The sequence below is a fragment of the Micromonospora sp. NPDC051141 genome (assembly GCF_044455765.1).
Taxonomy (GTDB): domain Bacteria; phylum Actinomycetota; class Actinomycetes; order Mycobacteriales; family Micromonosporaceae; genus Micromonospora.
In genome coordinates, this window is record NZ_JBITFD010000003.1 from 612947 (window position 1) to 638220 (window position 25274).

Below are 25274 nucleotides of genomic sequence, written 5' to 3' on the forward strand. Positions count from 1 at the left end.
GCACCAGTGACACCGCCTCGGCCGTTGCCATCGGCAACAGCACTCCATCCGATCTGACCCGAGGAAGAGGAAGCAGCGAATGAGCCAGACCGACACGGACATCGCCGATCGCGCCGCCGAGCTGCGCGCCGCGCTCGTGAGCAGCCTGCGAGCCCGAGGCAACATCACCTCGGAGTTGGTGGAGGCGGCGGTGCGCCGGGTGCCGCGCGAGCGGTTCATGCCCGCAGGGACCGACCTGGCCGTCGCCTACGGCGTCGACAACTCGGTGGTGACCAAACGCAACCACGATGGGGTGGCGATCTCGTCGGTGTCCGCGGCCTACATCCAGGCGCGGATGCTAGAACAGGCCGAACTCGCGCCGGGCATGACGGTGCTGGAGGTCGGCTCCGGTGGCCTGAACGCCGCGTACCTCGCCGAGATCGTCGGCCCCGGCGGTCGGGTCGTGAGCGTGGACATCGACCCCGACGTCACCGACCGGGCCGCGACGCTGCTCGACGCCACCGGCTACGGCAGCCGCGTGCGTGTCCTCGTCGCCGACGCCGAGCACGGCGTGCCCGACGAGGGGCCGTTCGACGCGATCATCATCACCGTCGGCGCCTGGGACATCGCCCCCGCGCTACTCGACCAACTGGCCGAAGGCGGCGTGATCGTCCTGCCGCTGATCATGAACGCGGTCACGAGGACCATCGGTTTCCGCCGCGACGGCGACCACCTGATCAGCACCTCGGTGGAGGTCGCCGGGTTCGTGCCGATGCAGGGCGACGGCGCGCACCCCGACCGGGTGTTCCTCCTGCCCGACGGCGACGGCCGGCACGTGCGGCTGCTGTTCGACTCCGACGCGCCCGATCACCTGGTCCGACGCGCCCGATCACCTGGACCGTCTCGACGGCGTCCTCGCCGGCAAGCGCTGCGCGGTGTGGTCCGACGTGACCGTCGCAAGCGGGGTGTCGTTCGCCGACCTGCACCTGTGGTTCGCGTGGTTCCTGCCCGGCTTCTGCCGCGTCTCCACCGACGACGGAACCGACCTGGCCGCCGAACGCCTCTGGTTCCCGTACGGCGTCGTCTACGGCGCGGGCTTCGCCTACCTGGCGTTGCAGCCCGTACCCGAAGGGGAGGGCTTCGAGTTCGGGGCCCGAGCCTTCGGCCCGGACGGCGAACGCGCCGCCGCCGCGATGGTCGAGCAGATCCGGGCCTGGCACCGCGACGGGCGTGACGCCGAGCCCCGCTTCAGCTACTGGCCCGACGACAGCAACCACACCCGCATTCCCGCCGACGCCGCCGTCATGGACAAGACGTACGGCGTCGTCTCGATCTCGTGGTCTCGGTGATGAGCTGACATCACCATCCCTGGGGCCTGCCCGCCTTGGTAGAGCCGCTGCTCCCCGACCAGGTCGGTGGGGATTGGCGTTGCCGCCGAAGCTTGACCACGCCCGGTGCGACGTCGAGTGGTTGAGCGCCGCCGCACCGGCGAGTCGGCCAACCTGGTGGCAGCGGGCGTGTCACGAGATTGTCGTCCGTATCGAGCCTCGCCTACCGGCGCGTTTGTCCGGGTGCCGATCTGTGCTGCTGATGGGCAAAAAGACACTTTTCCATTGAAATTGCGGCAACTTGCCTCATAGGTTGTTTGTCATTCGCGGTCGTCGATCGGAGGTGAAGGGTCATGCGTAAGGGCATCGAGTGGAGCTGACGCCGCCGGTCTGCTACGGTGGTCGACTTAATGGCTGGGAGTGACACCGAATAGCCACGGGGGCTAGATGGAAGCGCTCCAACACAGACGCATCCAGCTCGCCGCATTGACTGCGACGCTGGTGGTGATCGCGCTGGCTGGCCTGGGCTGGGCTGGACTCAACCTGGGCATGCCAGCGCCACACCAAGCAGTATTCATCCTCACTGGTGCGTCACTGGTAGTGGCCGGCGCGGTTTTCTCCGCCCCGCTGCCGGCACGCATTCCCATGAGGCTCACGCTAATTCCAGCGGCGTGTCTGATCTGCGCGTCGGCGCTTCCCGCCCCCTGGGTGATCCTCTGTGTGTCAGTGGGGGCGCTTATCGCCAAAGTCGTGACGAGATTCCCCCATTCACTGACCCTGCATAAAGCGGTTCACAATATCAGCAAGGACATCGTCGCGGCGATGCTCGCCACCGCGATCATCTCTTGCTACGGTATCAAGCCCGTTTTCGGGGAAATGGCCGTCGAGTCCGCGCCCTCCACCTCACGCTTCTTGTTGGCCGTTTTCCACGCGGCCCTGGCGATATGGCTCCTGGAAGAGGTAGTCACCACGGCAGCGGTATCGCTGTCCATGGGGCGCACCTTCGGGGCAATGGCACGCTACATGTGGCAGATGCGCATCATGGTCGGCGTGACGGAGGCCGCCGTCTCGGCGGCAGTCGCCGCTCTCGTCAACCTGGACAAAAGGGCGCTCATCGTCTTGCCGGTGGCGATGGTCCTGCTCCACAGCAGCCTGTCCCTTCGGCTCAAACTGCGCGAGGAGCGACAAGCCTGGGAGAAGCTGAGGACCCTCGTCGACGCCCTGACCACACGAAACCTCGACGAGATCCTCCGCACCGCGACGAGAGGCGCCGTCGACTTGTTCGGTGCGCGCGCCGCAGAACTGGAGATCAAGGCGTCACGACGACTAATTCGTGCCAACGGCGACGCCGTCGTCGTCTACGACGGGCCACCCCGCGGGGCACCGAGAGCCGACCGGGCGAGCACGCCCGCATTCGTGCAGGAAATCGCCGCCGAGCGCGCCGGCATGCACGGGGTGCTGCGGATCTACCTGGAGGGGACCCGCGACGGCCTCAGCGCCCGCGAGCGGTCCACTCTGCGCGCGTTGGCCTCCGCCATCTCCACGCGAATAGACATAGCGGTCGCCTATCAGCGACTCAGCGAGGAGTCAGCCGGTCACCAGCTCGCCGCCACGCAGGATCTCGTCACCGGTCTGCCGAACAGAACGGCTTTCGTCCGGCACATCGTGCACGCTGAGGATGTCGAGACCTGTCATGTCATCGTCATCGGGCTGGAAAAGTTCAGATTCATCACTGAGGCGGTCGGGCGCGGCCGGGTCGACAAGATCATGGAGCAGTTGGCCCAGCGGCTCAGGGACTCGTTTCCGGAACGGCAGTCGGCCGTCGGCCGCATCGGCGACGACGAGTTCGCCGCCGCCGTCTGGGCGTCGTCGGAGACCACCGCCTACCAGCGGGCCTGCTGGGCCGTCTCGAACCTCACCCGGGAAGTGGAGGACAGCGGCCGATTCGTCGGTCTCCGGGTCAGCGCGGGCCTGGCAGCGGGCCCGCCAGCGGAGGCTGCGGATCTGGTACTGCGGGCAGAGCGGCGGATGCGGCGGGCAGTACGGCAGGGCGGCGATTGCCGTGTCGTCACGACCGATCCGGCCGACCACGTCACGCTCGGCGCGCAGCTGCGCCACTCTCGCGTGTCGATGTCCTTCCGCCCGATCGTCGACCTGGCCACCGGGGCGATCGTTCTCGCGCAGGCGCTTCCGCGCTGGCTCTACTCGCCCTACGAGGTTCTTTCCGCGGACAAGTACGTCTACCAGTTGATCGATGACCAGGACGACCTGGACGCGCTGACCCACACGACGCTTGCCCGCGCGGTGGCTGCCGCGCAGACCTGGCGGCCCCAATTGTCGCGGGCGGGGATGGTGGTGCCCGTGCCCGGACGATCGGTGAACCCGACCCTCGTACACGGCGTGCAACGTCTGCTGCGCGACCACGACGCGCCGCCCGACACCCTCATCCTCGCAGTGGGAGCGTCCGAGGGTATCCAAGACCTCGACGCGTACCGGACGCTGCGTCGCAGCGGCGTGCGGTTCATGCTGCAGGAGTTCGGCAGCGGCGAGCGTGGCCTGGAGCGGCTGAGCGCTGCGCAGTTCGACTTCCTCGCCGTCGACGTGGCCTACGCCATGGACAGCGGCTGGACACACGCACGGTCAGTCATCCGCGCGGCGGTAGACCTCGGCATGGACCTCGACCTCAGCGTGGTAGTCCCCGGCGTTGTGGACGAGCAGCACCGCCGGGAACTCCTGCGCCTGGGTTGCACGCTGGGCGCGGGACCACTGTTCGGAGACGAGACGTTCCCCAGCGAATTCCGGGAGCACATCGCACGATGGCAGCCTCAGTTCGAGCGTGTCGCCGCCGACACCGGCGAGGCACGAGCGCAGCGGCACCGCGCCCGGCGCCGTGCCCGGCGCGGCGGCGACCGACCGTCGTAGCGCCCCCGACAGTCGGAAGGCGCGAGCGCAGCGGCGTACCTCGGGCGGCAGCGACCAGTTGTGGTAGCGCCTGAGACACGGCGCCTACGCGGCAAACCACCACCGCTGACGATCGTCAGCGGCTGGTGTGTCGACAGGCTGGCGCGCGCCGTGCTCGCGAAGCGCAGTGCCCCAACGGGCAAGCTCAGCGTGTACCAGCGGCGATCGATGCATAGCGCGGGAGACTCGTGCGAGACGCCGCGTCTCCGCCCTAATGTCTGCGTGTCCCAACAGCCGCTGCGCTGCCTCATGGCTGTCGTCGCAGGCAGGTGCGCCGGCCTTCCTACGGCGCAGCGCGACCGCGATCGTCGCCGCTTCCGCCACCGCCGCGGCAGCCGCGGGGTTTAACCTATCGCGTCTGGCGGCGTAGAGCGCGCTGTGGTGCACCTCGTCGGAGAACCACGGCCGTAGGCTGCGCAACTGGTCGTGAACCTCGACGATCCGACGGTAGGTGTGCCTGCTCCCGCCCAACGCCGGCGCGGGGTCGTGACCGCGAGGCACAAGGATCAGCGGGGCGTCGGGCACCGCGGCCCGCAGACTGACCCACAGCAGGTCGAGTTGCCAGTCGGCCCAGCGGTCGATGATCCAGTCACGAGACCGGTCGACCAGGTCCGCATCCTGCGACTCGGGCCGCTCGACGACGCCGGCCGCGCGCGTGAGCCGGCGCGACATTACGTCCGCGGCGATCTCGGCGTCGGCCTCGGCTACCACGTCGGCGTGCACGTGCAGCGCTGTGCCCTCGTGCCCGAGCAGGAGATGCGCGAGTTCATGCAGGATGGTCTGCACCCGGGTGAGCATCGGCAGGCCCGCATCGACCACGATGTAGTCGGCTTCGTCGCTGGCGAAATAGAACCCGGGCGGCCAGTCCGCTTGTAACGAGGCGCGCTGAAGCCGGATCGGCCGTCGTCGAACGAGGGCGATGGCCTCACACCACGCCTCGACGGTGAACGGCGGCGGCGGGGGTGGAACACCGGCGCGGCGGAGATGCCAGGTGACTCGTATGCGTCTCCACCACACCGTGGGCCTCCCGATGATGTCACCGCCAGTGCGGTGCAAGGTCCGGAGTGTAGTCGCTGTCGTCCACTCCCGAGCGCCCGTAGCAGCCCGCGGACCTGCAAGGCGCTGCACGGACTCACCGCAGCCCATCGATAGGTTAGGCTCGCGGACTTCCGCGCCGGGCTTTCAGGATGGTCCACTGGCGCACCCAGGATGGGGATCGGTGGCATGAATGAGCGACCCTGAAAGTCAGGATGAGGCAGGCCGCTACGAGGGCCGGGCGACCGTCGCCCGGATCTACGACTACCTGCTCGGCGGCAAGCACAACTTCCCCGCCGACCGCGCGGCGGCCCAGCGGCTACTGCACGTCGTGCCGGACAGCGCCGACATCGCCCGATCGAACCGCAACTTTCTCGCCCGAGTCGTCCGGACGCTCGCCGCGCAGGGCATCCGGCAGTTCATCGACCTCGGCTCGGGCATCCCGACGGAGGGCAACGTCCACCACATCGCGCAGCAGGTCGACCCCACCACCCGCGTGTTGTACGTGGACATCGACCCCGTCGCCATCGTCGCCTCCAACGAAATCCTGGCGGACAACCCCTACTGCAGGGCCATCGAAGGTGACTTCACCGAGCCAGAAGCGCTCCTCGACACGCTCGGCCACGGCGAACTCGCGACGATCTTCGACCTGGACCAGCCCACCGCCCTGCTCTACCTCTCCGTCTTGTCGCAGGTCCCGCCCGGGGAGGTCGACGACATTGTCACGCCGCTACGGGACCGCCTCGTCGAGGGCAGTGCGATCGCGATCTCGCACATCAGCCCCGTCGTGATGGACACCTACGGCGAAGACTTGGTGCAAACCGGGCTGAACGTGTACCGCACGCACGCCGCAGCGGAGATCATCATGCGGACCGCGGAAGAACTCCTGCCCCTGTTCGGTGACTTCAAGCTCATGGAGCCGGGACTGACCCGACTCTCCGAGTGGCGGCCGTCGCCGGATTACGGCGATCCCTACGCCGACAAGCCGTGGGAGTCGCCGATGACGGGTGGCGTGGCGGTGCGCCGCAGCCATCAGTAGCGGCGGAAGCTAGCGTGGCGGTCTCTCAGTCTCGGCGAGAACATCGTCTCTTCTGCGCCGCGAGTTGCCCGCTCTACCCAGAGTTTAACGGCAGTGGTGCCGATCGATTATTCATGGTGTTGCTTGCTGAGCCCTCCGGGTGCCGCGGGGGCCATTCCCCCATGCTCGAAACTGTTGGTGTGCCTTACGTAGGTGCAGGTCGGTGCCGTCGGAGGTGGGTTTCGCCGCGGCGATGGTGGCCCATCCGCCGGTGCTGGCGAAGGCTACGCCGGCGAGGAGCCCGGCGAAGCTGAGGAGGACGACGACGGCGGTCAGGTTGCTCGAAGGTGGCATGGCCGCGGAGAAGCCGATGACGGCGATGAAGCCGAGCAGGGCCACGCCGATCCCGCCGAGCAGCCGACGAAGGCGCAGTCGTGTGCAGGCGCGGCAGAACGGCCAGTTCGGCACGGTGACGCGCTTCTGCATGATCGTGGCGACGATCGCGAAGGGCAGCACGCCGAGCAGGATGAGCAGAAACGACCAGGTCGGGGGAGCAGAGCGGAACAGCACCGACTTTCGCCGGGTGGCGGCCGTGCCGTGTCTGACGCACAGGGATGGCGCACCGCCGGGCTGGCGGAGTGCGGCGACGGGCACGGTGGTCGGCAAGGCGGACTCCAGCGGACGTTCGTAGGGCTGTCGGCGGGCAGTATGCATGACCTGCTGCGGAAGCGGTTATCCCTACCCGCCGACGCCGTCGAGATGATCACGGTGGGTGAGACGCCTGCCGGTCCCGAAGCGTAGCGCCCGTTTCGTCCTCACAGTTTGTGAATGATCTTTACTTTTGCTGGTCGGGTTCCCTACAGTTCGGCGACTTCATCGCGTGATCAACGGGGGACCTGTGGTGACTGCTGCCCGGCGTCGTGTCGGTTTGTTCTCGGCGGTCCGTAGACCGCGCCGGCGGTGGGCTTCGCTGCTGTCGACGGTGCTGGTCGCCGGCGTGGTGGTGGTGCCCTCTGCTTCGGCGTCGGCGGCCCCGTCGGTGCCGAGGGGACCGTTGGCGGCCAGGGATGCAGCGGCGGCGTCGCGGTTGGCGCAGGACACCGGGCAGCGGGTGGAGGTCGCCGCGGGCCGTTCGGAGTTGACGCAGATTTTCGCGTTGCCGGATGGCGGGTTTCAGCAGGAGTCGGCGGTGCTGCCTCAGCGCGCGCGGCGCGCGGACGGGTCGTGGGCGCCGGTGGACCTGTCGCTTGCTCGCGGTGGTGACGGGTTGTGGCGGCCGGCGGTGTCGGTGGCGGATGTGCGTTTCTCGGCTGGTGGTAGTGGGCCGATGGTGACGTTGGTGCGTCAGGGTAAGAGTTTCAGTTTGTCGTGGCAGGGCGGTGTGTTGCCGGCGCCGTCGGTTGTCGGGGATTCGGCGACGTATCCGGGTGTGCTGCCGGATGTGGATCTGGTGGTGCGGGCCACGCGGACGGGTTTCTCGCACGTGTTGGTGGTGAAGACCCCGCAGGCGGCGGCGAATCCGGCGTTGCGTCAGCTGCGTTTCGACGTGGGCGGGGACGCCGTGGCGGTGCATGTGGGCGGCGGGGAGTTGCGGGCCGTGGCCGGCGGGGAGGTGTTGGCGGAGTCGACGGCGGCGACGATGTGGGATTCGACGCCGAGTTCCGCAGAGCGGCCGCAGACGGCGGGTCGCGTCGCCGCAGCGGCGGACGCGGGGCAGGAGGAGTCGTCGCCGGCCGGGCCGGGCGACGCGGCGGTGACGGCGCCGGTGCGCACGGAGGTGACCAGCGGCGGTGATGTGGTGTTGCACCCGGATGAGGCGCTGCTGACCGGCTCGGAGGCGGTGTTCCCGGTGTTCATCGATCCGCCGTGGTCGACGGGTAAGAGCCGGTGGGCGTATGCGACGAACAACAACTCCACCAACTCCGATGTCAGCGTGGCCCGAGTGGGAAAGAACCCGGACACGGGGGTGTTGTACCGGTCGTTCTTCGATTTTCCGCTCGGTAGCAGCATCGCGAAGAAGTTCATCTCGAAGGCTTACGTGCAGGCCACGTTGGATCATTCGTGGTCCTGCGGCGACACGATCACCTATCTGTGGCACGCGGGGCCGATCTCGTCGACGCCGCGCACGAAGTGGTCTCCGACCATGACGCAGGCGATCGAGAACGCCTACTCGCACGGCAATGAGGCCGACGGTTGCGGGCCGAAGGATCCGGACATGACGGTCAACTTCGAAAGCTCGGTCATCACGGCGAAGATCCAGGATCACGCGGCGCATTCGGCGCCGTACATCACGATGGCGTTGTGTGCCTGCGCCGGCAATGGCAGCGGAGAGACGACGCAGGACCGGTGGAAGAAGTTTTTCCCGAACAGCGTGAAGCTGATCGTGGACTACAGCTCGTATCCGGGGCAGCCGTACGGGTTGCAGACCACGGGTGCCGCTTGTTCGCCGGGGGTGCGGTCGGTGATCGGCACGTTGACGCCGACGCTGTCGGGGGTGTTCCCCGACGCCGACGGCACGCAGGCGCTGGCAACGAAGTGGGAGTGGTTGGAGATCCCGACGTCGGGGACCTACAACGACAGCACCCCGCGTAAGCCGGCTCCGGTGGGTGCGTCGGTGCCGGCGGGGGGCCGGTCGACCACCGCGGCGTTGTCGGGTCTGGTCAACGGCAAGTCGTACGCGTTCAGGGCGATGGCCACGGATCCGGCTCCGTACAACCTGCCCAGCGTGTGGTCGGCGTGGTGTGAGTTCAAGACGGATGTGAGTTACCCCGATGTGACGGCGACGGTGACGGCTATGCCGGCTGGGCCGGGGGAGAAGGGTGTGTTCGGTCTGTCGTCGAACACGTCGACGGTGGTGAAGTTCCGTTACGGCTGGACGTTCCCGCCCACCACGGAGATCACCGCGACGGGCACCGGAACCCGCACGGCGACGGTCACCCTGACCACCCCGAAGTACGGCGAGAACATCCTCTACGTGTCGGCGATCAACTCCGCGCAGACCGAGGGACAGGGGTCGGTGGCGTTCATCGTGGACCGGCCAGCGCCGCCGACGAACTGGTGGAAGCTCGAACCGCGTCCGGGCGTCAACCAGACCCAGGCGCTGACTGACGAGCGCCCCGAAGCCACGGTCACCACACCGCTGGCGCCTACCGGGGTGACCTGGTCGCCCGGCCTTCGCATGCCGGGGGCAGCGAGCCCGATGTTCAACGGATCCTCTTCGGCGTTGAACCACTCGCAGGCGGTGGTGAACACCACCGAATCTTTCAGTGTGGCCGCGTGGGTGCGGTTGTCCGCGCTGCCCACCGGGGAGGACTTCGTCGCGGTCAGTCAGGACGGTACGAGCGCCGCCGGGTTTCAGCTCGGCGCGCGTCTCGAGGGCGCCTCGCCCACTCCGCGGTGGGCGTTTGTCATGAAGGACACCGCCGACCAGGCGAGCGCCACTCGTTCCGCGGCGTCGCTGACCGCTCTGACGTCGGCGGACCTGGGGCGTTGGACGCACATCGCCGGCGTGTTCGATCGTCCGACGGGCAAGATGCAGGTCTACGTCAACGGTGTCCTCGCCGGTACCGCGGACCGGGCGGCGGCGCCCTGGCCGGCGACGGGGGTGTTCTCGATCGGCCGAGGCTTCAACGGCGGCCCCAAGAAGTGGTTCGCCGGCGCGATCGCCGACGTGCAGGTCTACGACCGTGTACTCGTGCCCCAGGACTTCACCGGCAGCATCGCCACGGACGCCTACCCCTTCAGCGAGCCCGGCATGGTCAGCGCCCCGAAGACCTCTGCCTGGGACTTCAAGAACGCCTACCCCTGCTACGAAGTTAGCCCCGACCCATCTGCGCTGACTTGTCGAGTGGAGGACGTGGGCAACTTCAGTCGGCGCTTGGCCATGACGGAGGGCAGTTGGATCGGCTACGGGCAGCGCAACAAGTCGCTGCTGCTGGATGGGACGCACTTCGTCGAGGATCCGGCCGATCCGCACTTCAACCAGGTGACTCAGGAGTATGGCCGCGCGCAGGACAACCTCGGCGACGAGTCAAACCCGAACTGGAGTGACGGGGCCGTGGTGCGCACCGACGCGTCGTTCACGGTGTCGGCATGGGCGCGGGTGGACGCCGCGAGCGGCCGGCAGACGATCCTGTCGCAGGACCACGGCTCCGGGTACAGCGGCTTCGACCTGCAGTTCCGGGACACCTCCGGGGGACAGTGGGCCTTCAGCGTTCGTGCGGGTGCGACGAACACCACCGCGATCACCACCGCTGCGGCGACCGCGGTCGATCCGACGGAGTGGCACCAGCTGACGGGTGTCCTCGACGCCGAGCGCCGGCAGATCCGCCTCTATGTCGATGGGGAGCTGACGGCGACCACGGCGATGGTGTCGGGGTGGCAGCGATGGAACGCCACCGGCCCGTTCGTGGTCGGCCGCTCCGACCAGCCCGCCGGGTTCACCGACTGGCTCACCGGTGGCGTCGACGACGTGCTCGCCTACCAGGGCGCATTCACCGACGGCGGCGTACGTGAGCTCTACGACATGCAGGTCAATCAGACGGGCGAGGAGTGACCATGTCTGCCCACACCTTCGCTCAACAGCATGATCAGAAGCCGGCGCCACGCCGGAGGACTATCCGGGATGGGATGCTCACGGTGCCGACTCTGACCCGCCGCCCTTATTGCGGTCGCCTGCTCTCCCCAATGCGTCGGCTGATCACGGTGGCGGTGACCGCAGTCCTAGGTGCCGGCGTCCTGGCCGTCCCCCCGGCACAGGCCAAGCCCCGCCCGTCGTCGCCAAGCGCGCGGCCGGAGAAACTCGACTCCATCGGCGGTCCGGCGAAGCAGAAGGCCCTGCCATCAAAGGCGGCCAAGACCGCCGCGTGGGACAAGCCAGTCTGGCCGGCCCCGGGTCGCGCCCGGGCCGCTCTGCCGGCAGCCACCGCCCGCGCCACGACTGCCGCTCCGGCCCGCGCCGGGATACTGCCGGTGCAGGTCGCCCGCGCCACTACCGCATCCGGCCGAACGGTCACCGGGGTTGACATCGAAGTCCACGACCGCGGCAAGAGCCCTAGTGCCTGGCGCAACGGCCTGCTGCTGACCCTGCGCCCCGAAGGCGCTACCGGACCGGCGGACATCGACATCACCGTCGACTACAAGCCGTTCCGTCACGCATACGGCGGCAACTGGTCCTCACGGTTGAAGCTGTGGACTCTCCCGTCCTGTGCCCTGACGACCCCGGCCGCACCCGAGTGCCGGGCCACGCCGGTGAAGTCGGTCAACTCCGTCGCGGACGGCACCGTGAGCGCGCGGGTCGCCGCGGCGCCGGCCGGGACCGTGATGGCCCTCGCTGCCGGGGCTGCCGGCGTGCAGGGCGACTACTCCGCCACACCGCTCGCCGCCTCCTCTACCTGGTCCTCCGGCGGATCGACCGGCAACTTCACCTGGTCATACGACATGCGGGTTCCGCCAGCGGCCGGGCTGGCGCCGAAGGTGTCCCTGGCCTACTCCTCCGGGAACGTCGACGGACGCTCCAGCGCGGAGAACAGCCAACCGACGTGGATCGGTGAGGGCTTCAACTACTCACCAGGGTTCATCGAACGCAGCTACGTCCCGTGCAGCGAGGACATGGCCGGCACGGCCAATAACTCGGTGAAGACCGGTGACCTGTGCTGGCGCTCCTACAACGCGACCATGTCCCTCAACGGCGGCGGCAGCGAACTGGTCTTCGAGACCGGGAAGGGCTGGCACTCCCGCGACGAGGACGGCGCGAAGATCGAGAAGCTGCCCGGGGCGAGCAACGGCGCCAACGGCGGCGAGCACTGGAAGGTCACCACCACCGACGGCACCCAGTACTTCTTCGGCCTGAACAACCCGCCCGGCCAGAGCACCGCCACGAACTCCACCTGGACCGTTCCGGTCGCCGGCAACCACACCAACGAGCCGTGCAACAAGTCCACCTTCGCGACCTCGTTCTGCGACCAGGCGTGGCGGTGGAACCTCGACTACGTTGTCGACCCCCGCGGCAACACCATGTCGTACTGGTACGCCCCGGAGACAAACCGGTATGGCAAGAACCTCAAGGCCACCGACAAGGCCGTCTACACCCGCGGCGGCACTCTGAGCCGCATCGACTACGGCACCTGGGACCGCTCCGGTAGCCGCTCCACAACCCCAACGGGACAGGTTACGTTCACCGCCCTGGACCGCTGCGACTCGAACTGCACCAACCACAGCCCCGGCGTCAGCTGGAAAGACGTGCCCTGGGACCAGGAATGCACCTCCGGCGCCACCGGCTGCGGCACCAACTACGCCCCCACCTTCTGGTCGACCAAGCGGCTGGCAAAGGTGAGCACCCGAGTGTGGGACACCACCAAGACCACCCCGGCCTGGCAGGACGTCGACTCCTGGACGTTCACCCACACGTATCCGTCGGTCGGTGACGGCAGCGACTACGCCGGTATGTGGTTGGCCTCGATCGTGCACACCGGGCTGGTCAAGAACACCACCGCCACCGGGTCCTCCACCACGGTCCCCGATAACCTAGACCCGGTAGTCCTGCCGCCGGTGACGTTCGAACCTACGTCCCTGCCGAACCGGGTCCTCGCCTCGCACAACACCACGAACAACCGCAACCGCATCGGCAACATCATCACCGAGACCGGATCCAAGATCCAGGTCACCTACAGCCTGCCCGAGTGCACCTCCAGCAACCCGCCGAGCGCGCCGGAGACTAACACCAAACTCTGCTACCCCGTCATCGGACCCGACCCCTATAACCCGGGCGGCTCAGACATCACCGAGTGGTGGCACAAGTACGTCGTCCGGCAGGTGTCGCAGTCCGACATCCCCGCCAAAGTCGACAACGTCGACTTCCAGGCCCCGGTGCAGAACACCTTCTACGACTACCTCGGCGACCCGGCCTGGCACTACGCCGACGACGACGGACTTATCAAACCCAAGCGCAAGACGTGGAGCCAGTTCCGCGGCTACCGCACCGTCGAGACGCGCACCGGTGACGCACCCCGCCAGACCCTGACCCGCACCACGTACCTGCAGGGCATGCACGGCGACCGCCTCAACGCCGCCAACGACAAGCGCACCGTCACCATCAGCGCCTCACTCGGCACAGAGACCGTCTATGACGAGGACCAGTTCGCGGGCATGATCCGCGAGAAGGTCGTCTACAACGGCGCCACCAGCAAGCCGGTCAGCAAGACCGTCAACGTGCCCTGGCGCTCCCCGGACACCGCGTCGCGCACCATCAACGGCGACACCGTCACCGCCCGCTTCGTCAACACCAAAGCCACCTACCAGGCCACGGCGCTCGGCGTCGACGGGCAAGGCGGCTGGCGCACCACCCGCACTCAGTCGACCTTTGATGACACCTACGGCACCGTCGACCGTGTTCAGGACGACGGCGACATCGCCACGGCCGGCGACGAGCAGTGCTCCACGCTGACCTACAACCGCAACACCGGCGCGAACATCACCGGCACGGTAAAGCAGACCACTACCACCGCCCTGACCTGCGGCACCGCACCGACCAGCACTGCGGACGTCATCTCCGACACCCGTAACACCTATGACGGCGCCGCCAGCCCGAATGATCAGCCCACGTACGGCGGGGTCACCAGGGTGGAAGAGCTGAAGGACTGGTCCACATCTGCCGGCACCACCTGGCAGACCACCGCGCAGAGCACCTACGACCCGTTCGGCCGCATCGCCACCGCCACCGACGCGCGCGGCAACACCACCACGACGACCTACACCCCCGCTACTGGCACAGTCGCCTCCACCACCACTACGACTCCCGATCCGAACGGTGGCACCGCTTGGAGCAGCACTGCCGCTCAAGCTCCCTACTGGGGGTCCGTTGTCAAAGGAACAGACGTTAATAGCCGAGTCAATGAGGCTGTTTACGACTCCTTGGGGAGAGTAAGTAAGGTCTGGGCCGTTGGCTGGGACCGCAAGAACCGTGAGTCGAGGCCATCGGTCGCCTACACGTACTCTTACGCGCCGAATCGCGACGCCTATCCTTGGGTACAAACCAAGACCATTAATGCCGGTAACGGATACCAGACGTCCTACCAAATATTCGACGCACTGCTGCGGCCCCGGCAGACGCAATCCACGGGTGCCAACGGTGACCGCGTGATTAGTGACACGCTCTACGACTCAGCCGGCAGAGTGTCGGCTTCGTATCCTGCGTATGGGAAAGTTGGCGCACCCTCGGGTGTGCTATGGGGTCAACCTGAATGGTCCGTGCCGGCTGTAACTCGAACCGTTTACGACGATGCATCGCGACCGACCAGCGAAATCCTCCTTGGCACTGATGGGACAATCAACCAAGTCGAGAAGTGGCGTACGACAACCTCCTATTTCGGGGACCGGACGAGCGTTACGCCACCCGCGGGGGGTACGCCAACGACGACCGTGACGGATGCGAAGGGCCGCAACGTAGAACTGCGGCAGCACACCACACCCCAAGGCGTCGCCGGCGCCTATCAGAGCACTAGCTACACCTACGATCGCAAGGGCCAACTTGCTGCCGTCGCCGACGCAGACGGCAACGAGTGGATCTACACCTTCGACGTCAAGGGACGCCAGATCTCGGTCAAAGACCCCGACCGAGGCACCACCACCAACACCTACTACGACACCGACGAAATCGCTACCACGAAGGACGACCGCGGTGAAGTAATCGCCTACGAGTACGACAGCCTTGGCCGGAAGGTCGGCCTATACGACGACACGATTTCCCCCGCTACTAAACGGGCGAGTTGGAAATTCGATAAGACTGACATCATGTATGGCGGCGAGGTCGTCCGCGGGCAGATCACCGAAGCCACCCGTTTCGACCCTCCAGGCTCCACCAACGCATACAAAATTCGGTACCTCGCTTGGACCAAGCGCTACCAGCCCGGGGCGGTACATTACGTCATTCCTCCGACCGAGACTGGTCTGAACACTACTTGGGAAATCGGGTACGGCTACCGAGAGCAGGACGGCTCGCCTGAAAGTGTCACCATGCCCGCCGCCGGTGACCTCACCGCCAACGAGACCATCACCACGACCTACGACCCTGTCTCCGGCCTGCCCGTCACCCTCACCACCGGATCCATCTACGGCAACAGCTACGTCGTCGGGCAGCAGTACACCGCCTACGGCGAACCCACGCTGCTCACCCGCAAGGGCGCCGGTAACTACGTAGAGGAAACCAACACCTACGACCTGACCACCCGCCGCCTCCATAACACCTACGTCAAGCCAGAAACCGCCGCAGGCAGCGTCTCCAACCGCACCTACGGCTACGACGACTCGGGCAACATCACGTCCATCACGGACCAGCCAGCCATCGGTCAGGCCGATGTCCAATGCTTCCAGCAGGATCTACTCGGCCGCCTCACTAGCGCCTGGACCCCGCGCGTCGGCGTCGACTGCAAGACCGCGCCCTCAACCGCGAACCTTGCTGGACCCGCCCCCTACTGGTACGACTGGACCCTTGACAAGGTCGGCAACCGGCTAACCGAAATCGTCCACACCAGCGCTGGCGACACCAAGCGCACATACAACGTCCCGACCGGGGGCAAGAACGTTGTGCGTCCTCACGCCGTCACCGCCGTCACCACCGAAGTCCCCGGCCAGCCCGCCGTCACCAACGCCTACACCTACGACGACACTGGCAACACCATCTGCCGGCCCACTGGTGCCACGGCCAACGCCTGCCCCTCAGGGAACGCGTCGCAGAGCCTGGCTTGGGATGCAGAAAACAGGCTCGCCGCGATCTCTGGCGACCCCTCCGCTATCAGTAGCAACGTCTACGGCGCCGACGGCAACCGGCTAATTCATCGTGATTCAACCGGTCGCACTCTCTACCTGCCCGGCATGGAAATTCGATGGAATGGCACCAGTCGGAATACAACCCGCTTTTACACTTTTGCGGGCAGGCTGATTGCCTCCCGAACTGCCGGAGCCTTGACGTGGCTTTTCTCAGATCATCAAGGAACGCAGTACGCATCCATCAGCAACTCGGCTTCGCAGGCTGTCGGCCGACGATATCAGACCCCCTACGGAAGCCCGCGTGGCGATATCTCATCATGGGCGAACGCGAAGGGCTTTATTGGGGGTGAGCGAGATTCGTCGGGGCTCACGCACCTAAACGCGCGAGAATATGATCCTGAGATTGGTCGGTTCCTCTCCGTGGACCCCGTTCAGGACTTGGATTCGCCTCAGCAGTGGAATTCATACGGCTACGCCAATGGCAATCCGATCCTCTTGTCGGACCCGTCAGGCCAGTCGCCCTGCATGCCCGGAGAAGACTGCTCGGGGTATAAGCCAGGAAATGAGGCGGCTAACCGCGAGAATAGAAGTAAGAACGAGTGTTATCCCGCCTCGTCGTGTGAAACGATCAAAGCTCCTAAGTGCGGTGGGGGAAACGACTGCGGTTGGCGCGATGGCAAAGGTGCAGCGATTCTCCTGGACGGCGTAGTTGTGGCTGCCCCGTCGCCGGCGAAGTTGAGAGAGATTGTAGTCACTGCAGCTCAAACATACGGCTGCAAGGGTGTCCAGTGGTGCGATGTAAGTGAACTCGACATTGCCGAACGCATTTGCTTTATCGAGCCGCAGTATTGCAATCTCGATTACGCCGCAGGTGCAATGCTCATTCCCACAATCGGAGCCTATGGTTACCGAGGTTTGAACGGAAAGGGTACCTCGAAAACGCCGCACACCGCCCTGGTCACGGTCTACGATGCAGAAGGTCGCATTCTCCTGGAGCGGACGCTTGTCAGTGGTGAACAGACCGCGGAGGAGAAGAGCCTTGGCAGGAGGAACGGGTCGTCGGCCTCCCACACTGAACATCGAGCGGTCCGCATGGGTGCACTTTGGCGTCTGCCCGAGGGTGCGCAGGTAGTTATCGAGGGGACGCTTTCGCCCTGTTCTCGGTGCAAGGCCGCGATGAACACTTACACAAAGCAGACTGGTTTCGTCGTCGAGTATCGTTGGGGTGACAGTCAGTGGAGATCGGGTGGCGGTAATGGGTATCGAATGGGAGGAGCGAACTTCAGGTTGATCACCCAATGGGCGAGAGTCAACGGCGGAGGGTGATCCCATGAACTCCTTCGGCCGGCTAGAGGGGCGGTATGTTATCCTGCCGGTCCTTAGGGTGCTGTGCGAGGGGGACGGTAATGAGGCCGCAAGAACACCAGACGGTTCGTGCCTTGGTCAGGCTGGATGTAGGCCATGAGTTTGGCGAACGAGTCGAAGCTCTGGAAAGGTTGAAGCTTGAGATCTCGTCCAAAGGTGTAGAGGTTGCAGGAGGCACCTCGGGGCAATCGATTTCAGTGCAAGTGACGTCCAGATTGGCCGTGCAAGCGCTCACTCAGGGAGTCCTTACGTGGGCATCCTCTGCGGAGGACAATACCTCGCTCATTATTACTGGAACCGGTATGCCGCAAGGAGAGCACACTAAGCTGTACCAGTTGTCGGGAAGCTTCGCGGCTAGCGTAATTCCCGACGCCGTCGCCGAAGCCGCAGGCCTCGCCTCGTTCGGCTAGAGCAACGTTTTAGTAACCGAATCTGAGGAAGTGGGCGTTTAGTGCGGCAGTGCTCTCTTCGAAGCGTGGAGGAGGAAGATGATGGGGTGTACACACTCACGCTCAATGCTGGACCGGAGGTGAATTTCTCTCTTTCGTTCATGGAATGCACCCCCGAGGCGGAGGTGGATCCCCAGGAAATTGCCCTAAAAATGGATACTTACTGCGTTGTCGTCGACCCAGGGCAGCTCACCAGCTACGGCCAAGTTCGCGGGTGCAAAGTCCTGGATGACTTTCTAACGCTAAGTCTTAGCGAAACCGGGTCTGAAGACCTTAACCTGCCACAGGAAGTTGGATTCCCGCTACGGATGGCACCGCAGGCACTGATCGCAGTTAAAGCGGGACTACGCAGGGTCCTCACCTCCGGACGTCGCTCTGCGCTGCCCCGCCTATACCTTCAGGGTATCGGGCGCTAGGGGAACTCGGGGGATCGTGGGATCCACTTCCCGAGCCAGGAGCGCGAAGCGGCGGGAGCACTCGACGCTTTCGTTTAAGTGCGGGCCGATGACCGGCAATTCGCCCGAGGGCGGCGTGTCGATGCGAGCCATGAAGGGTGTCCGGACCAGCTAATGGCCTGGGCCATCCTCGTGGGTCTCGACGACAATGGGACCCTACGCTGACAAGCCGTGGGAGTCGCCGATGACGGGCGGTGTGGCGGTACGCCGAAGCCAGCAGTAGGCGTGAGCGGGAGCGCGGCGGTACTGCACCTCCGGCGAGATCGATGCCTGGCCCGGGAGGCCATTGGAACTGACCAGCGCCGGCTCCCGGGACGCTTTGCCAGCGGCGCAGCGCGATCTGTCTCGATCCTGTCGGCGGCGACGGTCATACTCGCCTCATGTCATCGAGTGTCCCTAGCCGATGCTGCGGCACCGTCGGCGGGCGACGTCATCTAGCGTCCGTCTACGCCGCAGGTGTCAAGACCGCCCACACCCGTAGCACGATGGTGGTACCGCGAGTCTTGGCGCTGCGAGGTCGAAGCGTGACGACCGCGATGACGGGTCTGGCGCATCTCTTGCGGCCACCTGCCATGCCGCGTTCACCGCAGGCGCCGCTGCGCCTGGCGGTGCTCTGCGGCGCGGTGGCGTGCTCTCTCGCCTACGGAGTCGTGGTCTCGTCACCTGGGGATCGGGCGGCGTGCATGCTGATGATGGGCCTTTCAATCGTGGTGGGCGCCCCGGCGGCAGCCCTGGCGATGCTGCGCGCCAGGTGGTCGCGTAGCGGTGGACCGTCAGCGGCCGGCACCTGGCAGATTTGGCAGGAGGGCTCCTGGTGTTCTCACTGTGGACAGGTGACCCTGCCGGTGCCGTGGGCGTCGGGTCAGGTAGCCGTCGTGCCGGCGCACACCGCGCGTCACGCGGTCGATGAGATTGCGCGGGGCAGGCTTCCGGTGGCGGCTGCTCAGCGCTGAGCGGGCGGCGGTGCGCCGGCGGCCCACAGGTCGCGTAGCGGCGCCCAGGAGGATCCCAGCTGGGTCCAGTAGCAGGTGAGCACGCCAGCGATGGGCTTTGTGGGGTCGCTCCACCAGATGGCCACGACGATCTGTCCAGCTTGAGCGCCGGCGGGGATCCGGTATGCGTACTCGACGTACTGCACCTGCTGCCCGGTGAGGGTGTTGCGTTGCGTAGGTGGGGTGGCGCCTGCGGCGATGGCCGACGTGTTGGCGGCTTGGGACTGGTAGCGGGCCTGGGCGGCGTCGCGGTCGGCGAGGGTGCGGTAGGTGATCCAGTAGCTGGTCACGATGCCGGCCCCGCAGTGACTGCGGGTCGTCTCGCCGTTGCCGCGTTCTGCTTCGCTGAGCTGGTCACGTACGCAGTTTCCGATTCCGCCGAGCCAAGGGCTGGCGAAGGCGGCGAGGTCCGAGGTCGACAGCGCGGCCCTGTTGATGGCGGCTTGCCGATGCGCGAACAGTGCCCCGGCCGGCGGGGCGGCGTCGTTGGCCGTCGGCGTCGAGCGGGCCGGCGGTATCGCCCGATGGGAGGCGGCTACGCCGATCGCCCCGCCGGCGAGCAGGGCTGTGATGGTCAGTGCCGCGGCCCGTAGGAAGCGTCTGCGGCCGTTGGTCGCGGTGCCAGGGGCGGGGTGGTGGTGCTTCTGTGCCACGAGGGTCGGTTCGTCGGTCGTGTCCGGTGGCCTTGGCGGGGTGTGGTGAACGGGCGCGAGGGCGGGCGCCCGGCCGGGCGCGGTGGCGGGGACATCTTCGGTCGACGTTGGCCAGACCGCCCGGTCCGGGCGCTGTGTCACGCGCTACTCCTTCCTCGTGCGACCGCGGTTCATCGTGGCTTGCGGCGGGCGGCCAAGAGCAGACCAACGCCGGCGATCAGCGCGGCGCCGCCGGTGCCGACGATCGGAGCGAGGTTGTCTCCGGTGAGCGGCAGCGACGGCCCGGACACCTCCGTGTCTGCGGCGGCGTTCGGTTCGCGGCTGCGGTCCGTGTCGGCGGCACCCGGCCGCCGCTGCGTGCCTGCAGGTCGTGCCGGGCTTTCTGGCGGGCGTGGGCTCGTCCGGGTCGGCTGCGGCGGGGGCGGGGAGTCCGGCGGCGGCGTGCTCGGGTCGGGTTCCGGCGGCGGGCTGGTCGGCTCGGCCGGGGGAGTGGTGGGGTCCGGGTCGGGCGGAGGGCCGGTCGGGCCGTCGGTGTCTGTGGGCTCCGCTGCCGGACGTGGCGTCTGCGCCGGCGGTGTCTGCGGCTGCGCAGCGGTGGGGCCCGCCGTGGCGGTCGCGGGCACAGGTGGAGTCGTCGCCGCCCAAGCTGGCGCGGTAGACACCGCCATCGCCGCGAGGACAGCGGACGCCGATAGCGCCGACACCGTCAAAAGCCGGCGTACGTGTGGCACAGAAGGTTGCACGAAAATACTCCCGTCTTGAATGCTCCGTGCGGTGTGCTTCCTACTCACCGCACTCGTTAAGGCGGGTCAGACGCTAGCGGCTCGGTGCCCCACAGGCCAGCGGCGGCCCTTTTCCGCAGCCGCCAGCGAGGCATTGTTTTCCCAGCCCAGAGGTCCTGTTTCCGCTGATTGTCACGGCCTTTTATGCGGCTAGGTGTAGGCGTATTTGTAGACAGCTGGCCCGTGGCTGTGGTGGATTCGATAGCGGTTAGGCCCGGTCCTCATCAACGGGGGAGAGGCGCGGGTTGCGGCTCGCTGGTCGAATGCGGCGGGCGAATGCTGTGTGCCCCCAGATAGGTGCGCCGCGAATGGAACAAGGCATGAGCAGTCCCGAGCAGGCCGTCAACCCAAACTCGGAAACCCTGCCGTCACGCGGCAGCGAAGTGGCCCTCGGCGGGAGCAGGCGCCGCGCCGCGCCCAGAGCAGTGCGCAGTCGCCGTGCACTGATGATCGGCCTGGGTGTCACCGTGCTGGCGCTGGGCGGCTGCGCGGGCACCAGCGATCCGCGCCCCTCCCCACCGTCAGCCTCGCCTGCCACTGCCGGTGGCGCCGCAACCGCCCGGGCGGTCGCGACCTACCGCAGTAACGACGCGCTGTGCGCGCAGCTGGACTGGCGGGCCTTCAGCGACCGGTACGGGCCGGCGGACCGGCAACCGCAGCAAACCCGCACGCTCGGCGCCACCACCGACCTGATCTGCACCGCGACGCTCGGCCGGCTGCCCGACGGTGTCGTGGTGATTGTGCGGGCCAGCGTCGGGGCGCCGCAGTCGGGGCAGGTCATGTACGAGGGGCTGCGCCGCGCGCACGGCGACACCGCATCCCTTCAGGACGTTCCGGCGGTGGGCGCCGGCGCCTACCGGTATGCCGACGCCGGCGGCAGCCACCTGGTCGCCTACGACGCGAACCTGTACCTCACGGTGACGGCCGCACCGCTGCGCCTCAACGCCACGGCACCTGCCGATCTGGCTGAGCCGCTGTCGCGGACAGCAACCGCCGCCCTGTCCGCGCTGCACGCCTGACCCGCCACCATTCCCGCCGTTGCTGGTGCGGCACGACCCTGCCCCGAACCTCCCTCGACGTGAAGGACGACGACGTGTCCACATCCCTACCCGCCGTGCTGCCCGGCCCGGGAAGCACCGACTACGCCCGCTACATGCGCACCGATGTCCTGCTGTCGCTGCAACGCGGCACGGCCGAGCGGGCGCATCCCGACGAACTGCTGTTCCAGGTCGTGCACCAGTGCGCCGAGCTGTGGTTCAAGCTCATCCACCACGAGCTGGGCCGGGCACTGGATCACCTCGCCGCTGACCAGCCGAGCGCGGCCGAACAGCTCGTGCAGCGGGCGGTGCGGTGTCTCGCGCTGGTCACCGAGCAGCTGCACATGCTGCGGCACCTGCACCCGGCCCAGTTCGCCGCCTTCCGCACGGAGTTGGGCAACGGCTCGGGCTTCGAGTCACCCGGCTGGAAGGGCATGCGCGAGATCACCACCGAACTGGACATCGCATTCAGCCGGCTGCTGTCCTCCCTCGGCGTTACACCGATCGACGTCTACTGCGGCCAGCCGTCCGACCCGCTGTTCCGCCTCGCCGAGACGCTGGTGTCCCTCGACGAACAGATCGCGTTGTGGCGCACCGAGCACTACACCATCGCCACCCGCATCATCGGCCACGGCGTACTCGGCACCCGCAACACCCCCATCGACAGCCTCACCCGGCTGATCACCCACCGGCGGTTCCCCACCCTGTGGGAGGCGCGCACCGACCTGACCGAGGCCAGCCCGCGCGGACGGCAGAGCCGGCAGGCCCCGCGATGACCGCCACCTCCACGCTGACCCCAGCGGCGCTCCGTGCCCAAATCCCGAGCCTCGCGCAGACGGTGCACCTCGCCGCGTGCAGCATCGCCCCCCGCAGCACCAGCATGGACCAGGCGCTCGCCGTCATGCTGGACGACCTCGCCCGCCCCGGCTTCTGGAACGCCGCCGAACACCAGGTCACCGACGCACGGCGACGGTTCGCCCAGCTCATCGGCGCCGACGTCGACCAGGTCGCGGTCCTGCCGAACGTAGGTATCGCCGCCCACCAGGTGGTGTCCGGGATGCGCTGGCGACGCCGCCGCGACCTGCTCACCACCACCGCCGACTTCCCCGGCGTGGCGCACGTGTGGCTGGCGCAGGAGAAACGCGGCGCCCGCGTCCGATGGTGCGGACCGCGGACAGGTCGGGTCACCGCCGAGGACTACCTGCGCGCCATCACCACCGACACCGCACTGGTGTCCGTGCCCGCCGTCACCCACCGCGACGCGACCCGGCTGACCGTCCGCCGGATCGCTGACGCCGCACACGCCGCCGGCGCTACCGTCATCGTCGACGCCTACCAGGCCACCGGCGTGATGCCACTGAACGTGGACGCCCTGCGCTGCGACTACCTGATCACCGGCACCGGCAAGTACCTGCTCGGACTACCGGGCCTCGCGATCCTCTACGCCCGTCACCCCGACGGACCCGCGCCGGGACTGACCGGCTGGATGGGCCGCCCGGACCCGCACGCGCTCGACGCCACCCGACTCGACTTCCCGTCCCACGCCCGCCGGTTCGAAACCGGCACTCCGGCCGTCGCCGCCGCCTACGCTGCGGTCGCCGGCCTGACGCTGATCCAACAACTCGACCTCACCGCGGTCCGCGACCACACCCAACGACTCATCGCCTCCGCCGCGCACCGCCTGACCTGCCAAGGCGAGATCGTGGACCTGGCCCAGAATCCGGCCGAGCGGGGTGCGCATCTCACGCTGATCGAGCCGCACGCCTGGGCGATGGCGACGTGGCTCGACGAGCACGGCATCGCCGTGGCCGCCCGCCGCGGCATCGTGCGTATCGCCGTGCACGCCTACACCAACAACGACGACATCGACGCGCTCTGCGACGCCATCGCCGGTTACCGGGTCGCACCCCGCACCCGCACCCCGATCGGAGCATCACGATGACCCGCCCCGCAGCGGTGCTGCGGTGGTCCGCGCAGCGCCGCCCCGCGATCGAACGCTTCCCCTACCACGCGGTCGTGATCGCCTACCAGCACCACGGGAAGCACTTCGTCCCTGCATACTGGACGCAGGCCCTGGCCGCCGCGCGAGACCAGGTGACGCACCTCGACGGCGACACCCGACACCTGGAGGCGTTCCTCGCCGGCGCGCTCGACAAGGTCGACGGCCGATTCGACTACCGCTCCTACCTCGGCCTGGCGCTGCTGCCGATCCCCGCCGTCGACCAGACACCCGGCGCGGCAGCGCGGCAGCTCGCCCGCCGCGACCGCCTGCACGCCCAGCTCCTGACCGACCTGATCGCCTTCGAACTGCGCGCGGCCACCGACGAACAGACGCCCCTGCCGCGCATGCGCCCCACCTCGGCCGTAGCCGCCAAGCGCCTGCGGCATGCGCTTCGCGCCGTGATGCCCGCCTTGCGCAGGCTCAGCTACATCGCCGAACCGTCGACCCTGCCCGAGATCGACCTTTTGGGGCGGGTGATTGCCGCCGTGAATCTCGACCGCAGCGCCGACGAACGTCGGGCGTTGCAGATCAGCATGCTCCCGGTGCACACCATCCACGACGAGTGGATGTTCATCCGCGTCCTGCAAGCCTTCGAGACGACCTTCGCGCTGCTGGCCGCTGACCTTACCGAGATCATCGGCGCCGTGCGTGCCGGCCACACGTCCAGGGCCGCGACCACACTCTCGGCGGCTGCGTCGCTGCTGCGCGAAAGCGCTACGCTGTGGCCGCTGCTGGCCACAATTCAGCCCGCGGCGTTCCACGCTTTCCGCCCTTACACCGACGGTGCCAGCGCGATCCAGTCGCGGCACTACAAGCTGCTCGAATCCCTGTGCCGCAGACCCGACGGCACGCGCTTGAACTCGCCGGCGTACCTGTCCGTCCCCGAGGTCCGCACGGCCATCATCCAGGGGCAGGTCAGCCTCGACGACGCCCTCGACTCGGTGGAGCAGTCCGCAGCCGAGGACGCCTTCCTCGCCTCCGCGATGCGCGAATTTACCGCGGCGATCACCCAATGGCGCCAGACCCACTACCGGCTCGCCGTCCGGATCCTCGGGCCCGACCGTACGGGCACCGGCTACACCCAAGGCACCCCCTACCTAAACGACGCTCGCACCGAGCCAGTCTTCCGTCACTGCCCCTCGACCGGCACGGACGCCGGAGGCAACAGGTGAGCACCGCAACCGCCACCCATCCGGCCGCGCCAGCGACGCAGGACGCGATCCTCGAACAGGCGCACGCCTTCCTGCGCCTCCTACACACCGAAGCCGGCCGACCGGGATTCACCCGCCGCTGGCGGAACGTCCGCGCCGAGGCCGCCGCCACCGACCCCAGCACCGCCGCGACCACCGGCCACGCCGAACCCACCTGCCCCCACGCGGCGGCGAGACCCGCCGCCTATCAGCGCGTTGCCCCCTCCACAGCCGTTGCCACCAGCCCAGACAATACGTAGGAG

Annotated in this window: 16 protein-coding genes; 12 read left to right on the top strand and 4 right to left on the bottom strand. The window is 67.4% G+C overall.

The features are described 5' to 3' along the window. The first annotated feature begins 79 nt into the window (after positions 1-79). The 3 genes from fxlM (at position 80) to ACIA6B_RS08100 (ending at position 4229) form a co-directional block, all read left to right on the top strand. Entirely contained in the window at positions 80-1213 is a 1134-nt protein-coding gene (fxlM, locus tag ACIA6B_RS08090) for a methyltransferase, FxLD system (RefSeq protein ID WP_396772049.1), read from the top strand. Next, entirely contained in the window at positions 1173-1328 is a 156-nt protein-coding gene (locus ACIA6B_RS08095; RefSeq protein WP_396772050.1) for a hypothetical protein, read from the top strand. Before fxlM ends, ACIA6B_RS08095 begins: the two co-directional genes overlap by 41 nt. A gap of 426 nt (positions 1329-1754) precedes the next feature. Next, entirely contained in the window at positions 1755-4229 is a 2475-nt protein-coding gene (locus tag ACIA6B_RS08100) for an EAL domain-containing protein (RefSeq protein ID WP_396772051.1), read from the top strand. 84 nt (positions 4230-4313) lie between these two features. Here ACIA6B_RS08100 and ACIA6B_RS08105 read toward each other — a convergent pair whose 3' ends face one another. Continuing rightward, a complete protein-coding gene (locus ACIA6B_RS08105; RefSeq protein WP_396772052.1) occupies positions 4314-5324 on the bottom strand; it encodes a DUF6545 domain-containing protein in 1011 nt (336 codons plus the stop codon). Positions 5325-5496: 172 nt separating this feature from the next. Here ACIA6B_RS08105 and ACIA6B_RS08110 point away from each other — a divergent pair, with 172 nt between their 5' ends. Further along, the gene (locus ACIA6B_RS08110) at positions 5497-6342 is read left to right on the top strand and encodes an SAM-dependent methyltransferase (RefSeq protein WP_396772053.1); all 846 of its coding nucleotides are present in this window, start codon (positions 5497-5499) and stop codon (positions 6340-6342) included. 111 nt (positions 6343-6453) lie between these two features. Here ACIA6B_RS08110 and ACIA6B_RS08115 read toward each other — a convergent pair whose 3' ends face one another. Continuing rightward, positions 6454-6987, bottom strand: coding sequence for a hypothetical protein (locus tag ACIA6B_RS08115; protein WP_396772054.1), 534 nt, complete (start codon positions 6985-6987; stop codon positions 6454-6456). Positions 6988-7222: 235 nt separating this feature from the next. Between ACIA6B_RS08115 and ACIA6B_RS08120 the strand changes: the two genes are divergently transcribed. The 3 genes from ACIA6B_RS08120 (at position 7223) to ACIA6B_RS08130 (ending at position 18316) form a co-directional block, all read left to right on the top strand. Continuing rightward, entirely contained in the window at positions 7223-10876 is a 3654-nt protein-coding gene (locus ACIA6B_RS08120; RefSeq protein ID WP_396772055.1) for a LamG domain-containing protein, read from the top strand. A gap of 83 nt (positions 10877-10959) precedes the next feature. Further along, on the top strand, positions 10960-17412 hold the full coding sequence (locus ACIA6B_RS08125; protein WP_396772056.1) for an RHS repeat-associated core domain-containing protein: 6453 nt from the start codon (positions 10960-10962) through the stop codon (positions 17410-17412). Positions 17413-18001: 589 nt separating this feature from the next. After that, positions 18002-18316, top strand: coding sequence for an Imm10 family immunity protein (locus tag ACIA6B_RS08130; RefSeq protein ID WP_396772097.1), 315 nt, complete (start codon positions 18002-18004; stop codon positions 18314-18316). A 982-nt stretch (positions 18317-19298) separates the two neighbouring features. On the opposite strand, the gene ACIA6B_RS08135 is transcribed toward ACIA6B_RS08130, so the two are convergent. After that, a complete protein-coding gene (locus ACIA6B_RS08135; protein WP_396772057.1) occupies positions 19299-20141 on the bottom strand; it encodes a hypothetical protein in 843 nt (280 codons plus the stop codon). Positions 20142-20170: 29 nt separating this feature from the next. Continuing rightward, positions 20171-20668: an LPXTG cell wall anchor domain-containing protein gene (locus ACIA6B_RS08140; protein ID WP_396772058.1), complete on the bottom strand. Its 498-nt coding sequence runs from the start codon at positions 20666-20668 to the stop codon at positions 20171-20173. 434 nt (positions 20669-21102) lie between these two features. On the opposite strand from ACIA6B_RS08140, the gene ACIA6B_RS08145 reads away from it, so the two are divergent. The 5 genes from ACIA6B_RS08145 (at position 21103) to ACIA6B_RS08165 (ending at position 25271) form a co-directional block, all read left to right on the top strand. Continuing rightward, positions 21103-21801 (top strand): hypothetical protein, encoded by a 699-nt coding sequence (locus ACIA6B_RS08145; RefSeq protein ID WP_396772059.1) that lies wholly within the window; start codon positions 21103-21105, stop codon positions 21799-21801. A 74-nt stretch (positions 21802-21875) separates the two neighbouring features. Next, positions 21876-22595, top strand: coding sequence for a tryptophan 2,3-dioxygenase family protein (locus ACIA6B_RS08150; protein ID WP_396772060.1), 720 nt, complete (start codon positions 21876-21878; stop codon positions 22593-22595). Then, on the top strand, positions 22592-23761 hold the full coding sequence (locus tag ACIA6B_RS08155) for an aminotransferase class V-fold PLP-dependent enzyme (protein ID WP_396772061.1): 1170 nt from the start codon (positions 22592-22594) through the stop codon (positions 23759-23761). The genes ACIA6B_RS08150 and ACIA6B_RS08155 overlap by 4 nt, the downstream gene beginning before the upstream one ends. Then, the gene (locus ACIA6B_RS08160; protein WP_396772062.1) at positions 23758-24993 is read left to right on the top strand and encodes a tryptophan 2,3-dioxygenase family protein; all 1236 of its coding nucleotides are present in this window, start codon (positions 23758-23760) and stop codon (positions 24991-24993) included. Before ACIA6B_RS08155 ends, ACIA6B_RS08160 begins: the two co-directional genes overlap by 4 nt. Beyond that, positions 24990-25271: a hypothetical protein gene (locus tag ACIA6B_RS08165; protein ID WP_396772063.1), complete on the top strand. Its 282-nt coding sequence runs from the start codon at positions 24990-24992 to the stop codon at positions 25269-25271. The genes ACIA6B_RS08160 and ACIA6B_RS08165 overlap by 4 nt, the downstream gene beginning before the upstream one ends. The last annotated feature ends 3 nt before the right edge of the window (positions 25272-25274 follow it).

What these genes read in the sequence shown, in the direction of transcription:
- ACIA6B_RS08155 (WP_396772061.1), top strand. Translation starts at nt 22,592, where the DNA reads ATGACCGCCACCTCCACGCTGACCCCAGCGGCGCTCCGTGCCCAAATC.
- ACIA6B_RS08140 (WP_396772058.1), bottom strand. Translation starts at nt 20,668, where the DNA reads ATGGCGGTGTCTACCGCGCCAGCTTGGGCGGCGACGACTCCACCTGTG.
- ACIA6B_RS08095 (WP_396772050.1), top strand. Translation starts at nt 1,173, where the DNA reads ATGGTCGAGCAGATCCGGGCCTGGCACCGCGACGGGCGTGACGCCGAG.
- ACIA6B_RS08130 (WP_396772097.1), top strand. Translation starts at nt 18,002, where the DNA reads ATGGAATGCACCCCCGAGGCGGAGGTGGATCCCCAGGAAATTGCCCTA.
- ACIA6B_RS08160 (WP_396772062.1), top strand. Translation starts at nt 23,758, where the DNA reads ATGACCCGCCCCGCAGCGGTGCTGCGGTGGTCCGCGCAGCGCCGCCCC.
- ACIA6B_RS08110 (WP_396772053.1), top strand. Translation starts at nt 5,497, where the DNA reads ATGAGCGACCCTGAAAGTCAGGATGAGGCAGGCCGCTACGAGGGCCGG.
- ACIA6B_RS08100 (WP_396772051.1), top strand. Translation starts at nt 1,755, where the DNA reads ATGGAAGCGCTCCAACACAGACGCATCCAGCTCGCCGCATTGACTGCG.
- ACIA6B_RS08145 (WP_396772059.1), top strand. Translation starts at nt 21,103, where the DNA reads ATGAGCAGTCCCGAGCAGGCCGTCAACCCAAACTCGGAAACCCTGCCG.
- fxlM (WP_396772049.1), top strand. Translation starts at nt 80, where the DNA reads ATGAGCCAGACCGACACGGACATCGCCGATCGCGCCGCCGAGCTGCGC.